This is a genomic window from Koromonas humicola (assembly GCF_059726255.1).
This window is the reverse complement of the sequence record NZ_AP040873.1, coordinates 4,090,947-4,103,833: the sequence shown is the minus strand read 5'-3', so window position 1 is coordinate 4,103,833 and position 12,887 is coordinate 4,090,947. Positions and strand designations below refer to the sequence as shown.

Annotated in this window: 8 protein-coding genes; 1 reads left to right on the top strand and 7 read right to left on the bottom strand. The window is 56.5% G+C overall.

Annotated features, from left to right (window positions below; translation table 11 throughout):
* The first annotated feature begins 224 nt into the window (after positions 1 to 224).
* Complete coding sequence (locus tag AC6IZD_RS17790) at positions 225 to 2,522, top strand: aldolase/citrate lyase/malate synthase family protein (protein ID WP_497784907.1); 2,298 nt, start codon at positions 225 to 227, stop codon at positions 2,520 to 2,522.
* Between the two features lie 104 nt (positions 2,523 to 2,626).
* Here AC6IZD_RS17790 and ygiD read toward each other — a convergent pair whose 3' ends face one another.
* The 7 genes from ygiD to AC6IZD_RS17755 form a co-directional block, all read right to left on the bottom strand.
* Positions 2,627 to 3,400: a 4,5-DOPA-extradiol-dioxygenase gene (ygiD, locus tag AC6IZD_RS17785; protein ID WP_497784906.1), complete on the bottom strand. Its 774-nt coding sequence runs from the start codon at positions 3,398 to 3,400 to the stop codon at positions 2,627 to 2,629.
* 25 nt (positions 3,401 to 3,425) lie between these two features.
* The gene (locus AC6IZD_RS17780) at positions 3,426 to 4,097 is read right to left on the bottom strand and encodes a DUF2461 domain-containing protein (protein ID WP_497784905.1); all 672 of its coding nucleotides are present in this window, start codon (positions 4,095 to 4,097) and stop codon (positions 3,426 to 3,428) included.
* Between the two features lie 70 nt (positions 4,098 to 4,167).
* Positions 4,168 to 5,757, bottom strand: a complete 1,590-nt coding sequence (locus AC6IZD_RS17775; protein ID WP_497784904.1) for an AsmA family protein — start codon at positions 5,755 to 5,757, stop codon at positions 4,168 to 4,170.
* A 130-nt stretch (positions 5,758 to 5,887) separates the two neighbouring features.
* A complete protein-coding gene (locus tag AC6IZD_RS17770) occupies positions 5,888 to 8,251 on the bottom strand; it encodes a response regulator (RefSeq protein WP_497784902.1) in 2,364 nt (787 codons plus the stop codon).
* On the bottom strand, positions 8,248 to 9,306 hold the full coding sequence (gene cheB, locus AC6IZD_RS17765) for a chemotaxis-specific protein-glutamate methyltransferase CheB (protein ID WP_497784901.1): 1,059 nt from the start codon (positions 9,304 to 9,306) through the stop codon (positions 8,248 to 8,250). The genes AC6IZD_RS17770 and cheB overlap by 4 nt, the downstream gene beginning before the upstream one ends.
* Positions 9,307 to 9,310: 4 nt before the next feature.
* Entirely contained in the window at positions 9,311 to 11,392 is a 2,082-nt protein-coding gene (locus tag AC6IZD_RS17760; RefSeq protein WP_497784900.1) for a hybrid sensor histidine kinase/response regulator, read from the bottom strand.
* Positions 11,392 to 12,873, bottom strand: coding sequence for a HAMP domain-containing methyl-accepting chemotaxis protein (locus AC6IZD_RS17755; RefSeq protein ID WP_497784898.1), 1,482 nt, complete (start codon positions 12,871 to 12,873; stop codon positions 11,392 to 11,394). The genes AC6IZD_RS17760 and AC6IZD_RS17755 overlap by 1 nt, the downstream gene beginning before the upstream one ends.
* Positions 12,874 to 12,887: the final 14 nt, after the last annotated feature.

Below are 12,887 nucleotides of genomic sequence, written 5' to 3'. Positions count from 1 at the left end.
GAGCGCACATCTGATGCTGATACGAACGTCGGTATTCAGGGATCCTGTCCAACGCTGTTGAATATTTCGGGTGCGGAATTCCGGTTCGTATGCGGCGCGGTTGTCACTTTCAATCCGCTACTCACAACCGAAACGTGTTTTGGCGAATCCAGAGTATGAGTGACTTCATTTCGAGTTCCGGTCTCCGTTCTGGAGACCTCTAATCAGCACAAGGAGCAGCCGCGATGATTCGTGAGGATGTATTGCAGAGTTTTCCTGAGCTTTTTGGCACAAAGCAGGTGGCTGGGCATGAGCTCAATATCGAAGAGACCATCGCCACACTCACGCGTGAGCTCAATCCGGCGATAGCTGCGGCGCTCTCGGCCCGGCGTGCAATCCTCAACTCTCCGCAGCCTGTGCGTGAAAAGTATGCGTGGCCTAAGTGGGACGAGCGCTTCGAAGATCCGATCAGCGGGAAGCCGTGGACATTCCGCGAGATCATCCAGGGATTAATTGATAACTTCCTCGGCCGCGAGACTCCACATCGCTGGCGACTCAATGACGAAGTGGACATACCAGCCGATGCGCATCCTCTGAAGAACGCTGGGTTGGAGCTGACCGGGCCGTGGTATCCGCTCGACATGGCGTTCAATGCGCTGAACAGCAATGCCCCGATGAATATGCCGGATTTCGAAGATGCTTCGCCAACGCACTTCCGACCCGACGGCACTCCGTCGCATGAGCCTATCGGTGTCTTCGGCGCATTGAAGAACGCGAAGGAAATTCTGGAGGGGAAGTGGAAGGACCGCGCCTACGAAGTGCAGAAGAAACACCAGTCTCGCAAATACACGATTGCACGCGAGCCGGGGAGGTGGCCTACACGCTTCGTTCGTCCGCCGAGCATTCATGTGCGCTATGACCACGTGCTCGTGGATGGAAAGCCTGCTCCGGGATTGGTGGCAATCGCCGTCCTCTGGACATTCAACAACTACGACGCACTGAAGCGCGCGGGAACGAGCGTTTACTTCTACATCCCAAAGCTGCAGACTCCGCACGAAGCACTGATTGTCGAGAAGCTGTTTTCGCGGCTCGAAGGCATGATCGGTGTTCCGGCGGGAACGATCAAAATTAAAATGCTCTACGAGGAAGGCAATGGTGGACGGTTCCTGCCTGCAATCGTGTGGACGCTGCGCCGCCGATTGCTCGGCACCAATGTTGGTCGCTGGGATTACCTTGGCAGCTTGATTGAAATGTGGAAGGACGATCCCAACGGTGTTTTCCCCGATCCTCAGACAATCGGCATGGCCGCGCCAAACATGATCGCGTACCAGCGCTACAACGCGTTGGTGATGCTGCTCTCGGGATTGAAGCACGGCGAGTTCACGCAGGGCGCTCCGATCGGTGGCATGGCGGCGGTAATGATCTATCAGCAAGGCGATGCTTACGGACGCGCGCGATACAACCAGCTTGCGTTGCGTGCGATGGCCGTCGATAAGCTTCGCGAACGGTTACTTGGGCTGATGTTCGTTCCGGACGAACAGCTCGCTGCGCAGCCAACGCTGGAGGAGATTCTCTCCGGCCAGGTGAAAGGAAGACTCTACGATGCTTATCGGCAGAGTTGGGTCGCGAGTCCCGAGACAAGCTATGTCGAGGCGGGAAACGCTCCGCTGCGCGCTGCCTTGGGCCAGTTGCAAGCGATGCTCGATGCGAAGCGTGACATGGTGGATGTGAAAGGCAAGCCGGTACCGACCGTGAACAGTGGTCTCGTCGAATCGGAGCAACAGGTGTTTCAGTCACGCGGCCTGATCGATTCCAAAGGGCGCATCACGCCGAAGGTGATCACGCGCGAGTCGCTCGATGCTCCGGAGAAATTCTTGTCACCCGAGCTCTGGGAATCCATCTATAGCGTTCCCAAGGGTGATGTGACGATTGAGCACATCCAGCACGCGTTCTACATGGCTGCAAACTACGGCTTCCAGATTCTGAATGGAAACTTTGCCGCAGCGATTGATGACTACGAGTTATACCTGCGTTTCATGAATGACCTTGCGACCTATCGAATCGATATGTCGTGGCTATGGACGCTGGTTCATCATCGGGCAACTATCACTAAGGATGGATACCTGAAGCGTCCTGCGCTCACCGAAGATGGCGTGGTTCCTGCCACAAATGCCGAACAGGTGAAGGCTGGAACTCGCTTCACTCCAGAGCTGTTCGAGAAGGTCTTTGAGTATCACGATGAGTGGACGCGTGAATTCTTCGCTGAACTGGATCGTCGTGGTGATCCGGGGCGTTTCGACCGCTCGAAGGCGCAGGTCATCATGGAGCTGCTGAAGAAGCAATTGCTTTCGGATCGCTACATCCAGCATAGCGCGCGCGTTTTGTTCGCAGTCGGCTCGGCAAACGCGCAGCAGCGGGCGCAAATCCTTGAAGCAGTGTTTGACTTGTCGCGCGAGGAACTCGTGAACCGTGGTGAGTCAGCGAAAGCCGCTCTGGCCGCCCACGACTATGTGTTCGACATCTTTGCTGACGGCAGGCAATAGCAATACGCTACTGCGGTTCGGTGAGGCAGCCTCGGGGCTGCCTCATTTTGCGTTCTAAGATGCTGCATCGTGAGATTCATTTCTCGAAGTACGAGGATTGAGACTCATCCCACGCGCACTGTGAGCATCGAAATCGATCCGCCATCGACGCCCTCTACAGGAAAAGAAATCGGCTCGCTTGCCTGTCGCGCACCAATGACATATAGCAAAGGTAGGTAGTGCTCTGGTGTCGGAACCGCCAGCATCGCCTCTCTGCCGAGTTTCTGCTCGTAGTTGAGCAGCGGAGATGATTCACCGGCCAGCAATAACTCTCTCACGCGCGCCTCGAACGAAACGGCCCAGTCGAATGGCTCCGCAACGTGACGTCCCCAGGCATATGCGTGCAGGTTATGAACGACATTTCCGCTGCCTACAATGAGAACTCCCTCATCGCGCAATTGCGAAAGTCGTTTGCCTATTTCGAAATGGAAGCTGGCGGGTTGAGTTTCATCAATGCTCAACTGCACGATGGGAATGTCCGCGTCGGGATACACGTGGCAGAGCACGGCCCAAGTGCCATGATCCAGTCCCCATTGATCATCCATTGTTACGGGAAGGGGAGCCAGCAACTGCTGAACGCGCGTCGCAAGCGCGGGATCGCCCGTGGCGCGATACTGCACATCGTAGAGTTCGCGCGGAAAGCCGCCAAAATCGTGTATTGTCCTGGGCGCTGTGCTTATAGTTACCGCTGAGCCGGGTACGTACCAGTGGGCCGAGATGGAGAGAATGGCTTTCGGTCGAGGGATGGACTTGCCGATAGCCGCCCAGCCCTCGGTGTACTGATTATGAGTAACGGCATTCATCGGATTGCCGTGTCCGAAAAAGACTGCAGGCATCATGGGAGTTCCTCCTCCCTCATTAACTTCAGAATTTTAGTCCCATCGCTTTAGTCGTGAACTCTACCAGCGGGGCCATCGAACGGCATGCTGAAACGAAGTCGCGCATGAACGTCGGCCCGCAAACTTGATCTGCCGTGAGTTCGACGGAGGCGATGTAGTCCTTGCGCTTGAGGTCTTCGATGCAGACGTGCTTCGGGTCAAATCCTTTCGGAGGTCGCGTGAGGCTGTCGCCTTCAAGTTCGTATTTGCGTGCGACTTTTTGCCATTGTTGCGGCTGGTTGACGATTGCCGTTCGTATCTTGGTCAGCGTTGGATTGTCTGGATGCCAGACACCCCCTGCAACGAAACAGCCTGTGGGTTCAAGGTGCAGGTAGAAGATCGGAGCATGGATGTCCTTGCCGTTCTCGTGCATGAATCGCATGCCGACGTGTGTTTTGTACGGCATTCCGTCTTGAGAGAATCTGGTGTCGCGATAGATTCGGAACAGCGATCCTCGCGTCGGTCTCGCGTCGGCGACAAAGTGCGGGCTCAGCTTGCCCAGATGCGGAGCGAAGCTCGTGATGAACTCCATTGCGGGTTCGACGACTACCTGCTGATAGCGCGCCTTATTCTTCGCAAACCACTCGCGGTTGTTATTGCGTTTGAGTTGGCGCAAGAAAACGAACAAATCAGGCTGGAAGAAAGCAGCATCCGGCATTGAGCGTCCTCGCTTAAGACATCTCTACTAACTTAATTGTTTGCTGATGGACGCGACAACTATGCTGGAGTTACTTCTTGAGGCCAACCTTGAACTTCGGATGATGTGGCGTACCGGTGATGGAGACGGGCAACTCTGCTCCGGCATTGTGCTTTTTGAATAGAGGGTCGACGAACTTAAGAAGAAACGACTTCACGCCCTTTGTCGCCTCCGAGACTTTTGCCTGTATCCGGAGCTTACCTTTCAGGTTCACGCTGCTGTTCAGAACGTTGAATGTGCCTCCGCCATCCGCTGTCGCGCCCGGCACCTGGAAGTTAGCACCCGCGAGTCCTGCAATCCCATCCTTCATATCCACGTTGCTCGACAGCACAGTGACGGCGTGATCTGGCGGGTCTGGATCTTTTGGGTTCCCCCGCGATTTTGCTCCTAGCTCGTCTAGTTTTCGTTGGGTCTGCGGTGATGTGAAGTGCGCATCACGGATAGCAAAGTTACCGATAAGTCGCACGCGCTCAAGGAAACGCCTGCTTCCGCGCTCTACGTTCGCGATTGTCTTAAATGTTATTGGCCCCATCATTGATGGTTGCGGGGCGGAGACAAACAAACGCAACAGGTCTTCAACACGTCCCCGATCACACGAGAATTGCATTCGTACCAGATCCTGAGCGTCTTGTGATCGCTGTGGCGTGATAACGCCGTAGCCTTTTATCTCAGTCGAACCAAGCCGCGCATCGACCGTTTGGAGGTCAATCTTGCCGTTGTTTGTTTCAACCACTGCGTTGAACTGTACTTGCAGTGGCATGGGGTGATGCGCACTCCGCAGTTCGAATCCGGCGACATCGGTCCTGCCCGAGACGGCGATGCTGCCGAGTGTGCCCTTGAATTGCCCATTACTGCTCAACAGTCCGCCAATCGCGGGCGCTGTTTGCAACTGGCCATCGTTCACGCTGAAAGTGCCTGAGACCGGAGACTGCATAGCTGCATTGGATTGCCAAGGGCCAATGTTTCCTCTCGCGGCAATCTGCATGATCGGAACGGGGTTCTGCAGGGCGACATCGAAGTTGCTCGTCTTGTTCGGACCAACGTTGTCGATTCGGAGACGAGAGATGGGGAAGCGCAAGGGATTTCGAGGATTGTCGCCAACTACGTCCAACGCTGCTCCATCAGCAACAAGATGATCAAGCGTGAGTTGCCCTTTCTGTTTTCCACGATGAAACTCAAGGTTGTTTGCTGCGCCCGCGGTCGAGATGCGTACCACTAGTCCTTCGGCCTTTACAGACGAAATCGATTTCGATGAACCGATCATGCCGGAGTAACTGGTGAGTAGTGTTAGTCGCTTGATCGTCACACTCGGCTCGGCATGTGGAGAACGTTTGATCGTTACATCTTCGGCTACGAAGCCCGGTTGCGGCATGAAGACCTGGTGGAATTTCCCGAACTCAATCACCGCTGACGAGTGCTGGTGGAGGCGCTCGGCTATTCCCCTCGGCGTGAATGGCCATTTCAGTGCGAATACGATCGCGACCGCAATCAGCGCGATCAGGATGGCAACACCCACCAGCGAGGCGATCCGGCGGCGACGCGGAGGAGAGGTGATTACCTGAACTGCTGGGGGCTCAGAGGGAAAGTGAGTTTGTTTGTAAGTTGCAGTCCTGCGGGCCATTGCCGACACCATTTATGAGAGACGCAACTCATACGATGCCGGAAGGTTACAGAACCTTTGTACGTTGCAGCTTTCCAAACGAGAGTGGCGTAGCTTTGCGCGCGGTCTCTGCGCATTCGGCTATGGACGACTAGGCTCCAGCGGCGTCGCTCTCGCGATCCGCTGCTTCCATACGCAGGAAGATGGTGAACACTGTTCCGTTCCCCTCTTTGCTGCGCACACGGATCACGCCTCCATGCTTCTGGACGATCTGTCGTGAAACCCACAACCCAAGACCTGTTCCCATGTCTTTTTTGGTCGTGAAAAACGGGTCGAAAATCATGGCCAGGTTCTCGCGCTTGATTCCCAATCCAGTATCGGCCACGGTCACTCGCACCGCGTAGTCTTTCACGTGCACGTCCGACACGCGAATGTAGATGGTGCCACGGGATGGAACAGCATCAATACTGTTCGCGAGCAGATTGGAAACTACCTGCCGCAGCTCTCCTGCAATGCCCTTGACAACACATGTGCCGCGGTAAGTCCTCTCCAGAGAAATGTACTTGGAAGTTATCTTTCGCGAGTAGAGGCCAACTAGTTCATCCACCATCTCGGAGAGATTCACCTCTCCGGCTTGCGAACCTTCGCGGTAGAAGCCAAGCGTTTGTCGTGTCATGTGAGCTACACGGGTCAGTTCGCGTTCGGCAAGATCTACATTGGCGCGCGTTTCCGGAGTTAAGTCCTCGTCACAGGAAATAAGGAACAGAGCATTGGTGGCAGCTTCCAATGGGTTATTGATTTCATGCGCCATGGTGGCGGCCATGCGGCCAACGGATGCGAGTTTTTCGCTGCGCACCAACGCTGCCTCAGTTCGCTTACGCTCGGAGACATCCATCACCACGCCCGTGAGGCGAACCGCACGATTCCTGTCGTCCTTGAGTGCGCTGCCCCGTGTGACGATCCAGTGAATGGACTCGTCGGGCCATACCACTCGGCACTCCACCTCGAAATCGCCGCGGCTTTTCAGCGCCGCTGCAAGTTGCTGCTCCGTGCGCACCCGATCGTCAGGATGGATGCAGGAGACAAATGCGATATGACTGGGCTTTGTTCCCTCTGAAAGACCGAGTAGCTTCATGCACTGCTGGTCCAACTCGTGTTCGCCTGTCTCCGGGTACCAGGACCAGACGCCCATATCGGCCGCCTCGGCCGCCAACCTGAGCCGCTCTTCCGTCTCGCGCAATTCGGAAAGGAATGCTGCCCGTGTCTCGGCCAGTTCGCGTTGAGCGCGTGCTTCGGAGGCTTCCATTTCCTTTCGCAGCAATTGCTCGCGAACCGTGCGGTTCTCGTCTTCGAACTGCTTACGTCGTAAGGCGGCCCGTATGCGCGCTCGAACTACATCGAATTCGATTGTTTTGGAGATGTAATCGTCCGCTCCGGCATTGATCCCTTCGTTCATTGCATCCGGGGAGTCGTGCGATGTGAGCATCAGCAATGGGATGTCTCGCAATTCCGGAGACTCTTTGATCGCCTTGCAAGCATCGTTGCCTGACATGCCGGGCATGTTTACATCCAGCAGAATGCAGTCCACAGGTTGCACTGCGAGCAGTTCCAATGCTTCTGCGCCCGAGCGGGCGAGCACCACGTCATAGCCTTCCTGGCGCAGTTGTGCTGCAAATTCTTCGCGGAACGTCGCGCTGTCATCAACTGCCAGGATCTTCTTTGGGCCGAGGACTGACTGCGTATCAACCGCGGACGGGGTACTGGAAGAACGAAGGATGGCAGCGAGGCGGGCGAGAATAATGCTGAAATCCTGATCCTTGCGAATGAAGCCGTCTGCACCGCCTTCCAGTGCCCGCAATTCCTCAGTCGGGTCCTCGGATGCTGTGAGCAACAGGCAGGGAGTTCGTCTTAAAGCTGCATCTTCGCGTACGCGTCGCACGACGGTTGTGCCGTCGATCCCGGGCAGTCCGTTGTCCACAATCAGGGCGGCGGGGCGATTATTGACCGCGACCTGCAGACCCTCCTCGCCCGATGCAGCAGTAAGCACTCGATAGCCGGAGGATTCCAGCGTCATCTGCATTTCGCCGCGGAATGTCGGACTGTCGTCGATGATAAGAACTTTTCGCTCGGCGACGGCATCCGCGTGTTCGCGGTGCAAGTTCATCAACTCCTTGCCGCGTGCCACAACGTATGCGATGTCGTATGGCTTTCCAACATATTCGTCAGCCCCGGTTTTCAACCCTCGCACACGGTCGCGAACCTGCGCCTCGGTGGAGAGCAGCATTATCGGGATCTCTGTTGTGTTGGGCTTGTGTTTCAACTCGCTTAGGAACTCGATCCCGTCTCCATCCGGCAGCAGCACATCTAACACGATTAGCTGAAATGAAAACTCCGACAGCGCGGCGCGAGCATCCTGAAGGCAGGCGCACGGAGTGGTCTCCTGTCCCGCGTTTTCGAATGCTTCGCTCAGGTCCATTCGGACTGTGAGGCTGTCGTCTACAATCAGGACCTTCAACTTCTCCTCCGAATTTCTGATCTTGTCACCAGTTCAGTCAGCTCACGAGCAATATCGTCCACGGGCAGCACACGGCGAGCAGCGCCTATGCGTACTGCCTCACCAGGCATACCATACACGACTGAACTAGTTTCGTTCTGTGCGATGGTCATCGCTCCCGCTCGTCGCGCGTTGAGCATAGCGGCGGCACCATCCCTTCCCATCCCGGTCAGCAGACATTGAATGCTGTGTCGTCCAAACTCGCGAGTAACAGAGTCAAACAGAACATCCACGGATGGCCTGCAGGAATGGCGCTCTGGGTCGCCGGTGAGCCGCAACCTGCCTTCGCACACCACGAGGTGTTTTCCGGCAGGTGCCATGACAACACCATTCATCGGAAGTGGCTCACGGTCTCTAGCGTATCGAACACGCAAGGGCGATTGTCCGTCGAGCCATTCTGCCAATGCCATCGCGAAAGGCTCCGCCAGATGGATCAGCAACAGAATCGGCAACGGGAAATTTGACGGCAGCCCGCGCAATATCTCAAGAACGGCACCCGGACCTCCGGTTGAAGCGCCGATGGCGACGACCGCGTAATCAGACTCGGCACCTGGGTTCACTGCTGGCTCCTCTATGCTCGCAGGCCGCATTAGTCGGGCACGAGGATGAGTGATGACCTTGATGCGTGAAACCAACTTAACCGTGGAAATCAGCTTTCGCTCCCAGTCGCCGTCCACATCTCCAGAGGTTGGCTTCTCAAGTACGTCGAGAGCCCCGGCGGCGAGCGCATCGTAGGTCTTGAATAACTCCCCACGATTCGTAGAGGCAGACACGATGAGAATCGGCGTGGGGCAGTAAGCCATCACGTATTCTGTGACGGCCACTCCAGCCATCTCAGGCATCATCATGTCCAAGGTGATCACATCAGGCCTCAGAGCTTGCGCCAGTTCAATGGCGCGACGCCCGTTGTCGGCTTCCGAAATCACGTCCAACGCCGGATCGGAGGCGAGCACCTCCACGATGCGCTTTCGCACCGTGAGTGAATCATCTACTACGAGGACACGTATCTTACCCATTGGCTTAACTCACCAGTTCCCGAATGCGCTGCAGCAGTTCACCTTGATCAAACTCGCCTTTCACGATGTAGGCTCGTGCGCCGACCTCCTGGCCGCGCTTTTTGTCTTCCCGAGAACTGCGAGATGTAACAAGAATCGATGGAACGTCCGAGAGCGCGGAGTATTCTCGCGTCTTCGCTACAAATTCAAACCCATTCATGCCCGGCATTTCAACATCTACGACAAAGAGATCATAGTGGCGCGCTAGCCCTTTTTCGAGAGCCTCTTCCGCCGAGTTCGCCAGATCGACCTCATATCCGGCAGATTCCAGAATGCTCTTCTCGAGCATGCGCGTGGTCAGAGAATCGTCTACTACGAGGACAACCGGAGTCTCGATTGGCAAGGGTTGATACGTATCAGAATGGTTTGTGCGCGCGGCGAGCACCAGAGCCGGAGGGTCCAACACAAGCTGCGCATTGCCTTCGGCATCAAGGGCGGCTCCTGCGACGACTGCATCCACTCCGGCGAATGTTGGGATAGGGCGAAGAAGCACGGTGGCTGTTCCAAGCAGTCGATCGACGCCAATAGCGGCCACTTCAGGCCCAGAACGCACAACTACGGCTGAGAACTTTTCACGTTTCGCCTGCTGCCTTGCGGGCTGTGCAAGTGCTCGTGCAAGTTCGATGTAGGGAATCGTTTTCCCCTCGAAGACAATCGCCTCGCCATCCGGGTTATGTACGATGTCGTCCTCCGACACGCGAAGGGTCTGGCGCACCGCGTCCACAGGCAACGAAGCGCTTACTCCATTGCTGGAAACAAGAATTGCCGGTATCGACATGAGCGAGACGGGGACGGATATCTGAATGGTCGAGCCCTTGCCCGGGTTCGTTTCGATCGCGACTTCGGCTTTGAGCTTTGTGGCGATCTCCTTTACAACGTCGAGTCCAATCCCGCGTCCGGAAATCTCATCCACCGTGCGACTGGTGCTAATGCCAGCCACTCGCGCGCGCAACAGTTCATTGATGTCCATGGTCCGTGCTTCTTGCTCGGAGCGAATTCCGGTCGCCACAATGGCGCGGCGAAGTGCTTCGATATCAAATCCACGGCCGTCATCATGGCAGAAAAATGCGACGCGATTTCCCTGACGGCGGACTTCGAGTGTGACTCTTCCAGTCGGATTCTTGTCAGCCACAAGTCTTTCCGGAGGACTCTCGATTCCATGAGCGACTGCATTCCGGACCACATGCAACAGCAGGTCTCGAACTGCCGCGAGCACGTGTGCGTCGAGTCGATGCTCGCCTCCAGAGGTTTCAAATTCAACCTCCTTGCCCAGCGTTTCTGCGCTGTTTCGCACTGCTCTGCGCATGGTGCCGAAAACGGCACTCGCCGGGATTAGTCGGACTTGGCTAGCCGTGTCGCGAACCTGTGCCAACTCGCTCTCAACTTGTTCCAAGCCGGCGGTTAGGGTTCGACGAAGTGGCTTCAGCAGATTGGTCATGTCTTCGGCGAGAAGTCGCGTCTTCGACCATGAGGCGCTCGAGCGTTCGTCCGGATTGTTGGGAGAGCGGCGAGCTAGTTGATTCATCAAAACCGCCCCAAGGTCGGCAGCTTGCTCCACGGCAGCCAGCTTGGATTTCAGTCCGGCTACCCGCAAACTCGCTTCAGCAATTCCGTTGAGCAGCACGTCCATGTCGCCGATCTCGACGCGCACCGTGTCGAAAACTTCTTCGACGGGCGGAGGTGCGGGTGCAGACGTTGCGGGAGTGGCTGCGTTGTCATCCTTTTTTGCAGGCTGCGGAGAATCGAGTTGTGCGATCCCGGAACTGATCTCGTCCACCGCGTGCAGCATGGAGCGCACTGTTTCCGCTGGAATCTCCTGCCCGCCGGAGTACGGTGCCAGTGTGTCCTCGAGTTCATGTGCCAGTTGCGCGATGCGGGCCTGCTTTACAACGTGAGCCGCACCTTTCAGCGTGTGCGCGTGGCGTAGAAGGCCCGCCACGTTGGCCTGTTCGAAAGCGCCTTGTTCAAAGCGGAGCATGCCGCAGCTCAACTGCTCCACGATCTCTCTTGCTTCAACGCGAAAGTACTTGTACAGGTCCCGTGCCATTAGTGCGTACCGTTAAGTTGAGGCTGAATGAGCAAACTAAGGTTGCGCGACAACTCCGCTAACTGCGAAGCAGTCTTCAGCGCCTGCACGGTGCTGACCTCCGCCTCCTTACTGACCTGGGCCACGTTTGATACGGCGACCTTCACCTGCTCCACTGCGGTCGTCTGCTGTTTGGTGCTGAGTTCGATCTCGCGTGCAGCCTCGGTCGTGGTGGAAAGCAGGGAATTGATCTGAGTGAGGGCACTGGTAACGTCGCCGAAGTCGCGAGTTCCGGCATCGACCGCCTTGCTGCCACCCTCGGTCGCCATCACTGTCGAGTTCACTGCTGCTCGAATCTCTTCGATCAGTGCGCGAATATCCTTGGTCGATCCGCCTACGCGGTCGGCGAGCTTTCGGATTTCGTCAGCCACAACGGCGAACCGTCTTCCGCTTTCTCCCGCGCCTGCTGCCTCGATTGTTGCGTTGATGGCAAGGATGTTCGTCTGTTCGGTCAGTTCGTTGATGATGTCGACGATGCCTCCGATCTGCTGCGACTTGCGGCCCAGATCGAGCATGTGATTCACGATCACATCGACTTGTTTCTTGATCCCTAGTACAGACTCATGCGCGTTCTGCATGACACGATCACCCGCTTCGGCCGCGGTCCCGGTTTCGGCTGAAATCTGTGCTACTCGCTGTGCGCTCTCAGCGATTTGGCGTGACGAGGCAAGCAGTTCGCTGATGGTGGTGGTGATTTCGCTGAGCGCTGTCGCTTGCTCTCTCGCTCCGGTCGCTTGTTGGGTGGCGGTGGCCTGCAACTCAGCGGAGGAGCTTTGGACGTCATGCACGGCGGATCCGACTTGCCGCGTGAGCGTTCGCGTGAGTAGCAGGGCAAGTACGGTTGCAAGGGCAACCACAAGCAAGGCCATGATGATGAGCGAAGTTGCAGCCTTGCTCGCCGCTTGTGTGGACGCGTTGCGGCCCTGATCGAGCAGTTCCTGTTCCCATTTCGCGAACTCGTCGATGCTGCCATCAAGCTTCTGTCGCATCGGACTCACATCGTGAGTCATGAAATCCGAAATCTTTTCCATCGATGGCGATGGGCCCTCGCGCAGTTTGTTGGCGCGCAGAATCAAACGCTGGTGTTCGGCATCGAGCTCCTCTATGCGGGCAATGAGCCCCCGGCCCTTATCCGTGTACACGTGAGACCTCAGCTGATTCAGAATCCGAAGGAAATCCTGATGTTCGCTTTCCTCCTGCTCAAGAAAGCGTTGGTCGCCCGAGAGCAGATAACCGCGAACGGCCAACCCCTTGCGAGCGGCAGACGCCTGAAGTTCGGCTGCATCAATTAGGTTCTGCGAGTTGACGGAGATCACAAAATCTTTGCTGGAGACCGCCCGGTGCAGCGCGTACAGCGCCGTCAAAGCCATCACAATAGACAAGGCAGCTGTCAGTGCAAATCCCCATGCGAGCTTCTTGCCAAAAGTCCAGGAGTTGCCCATGCTGTTGACTCCTT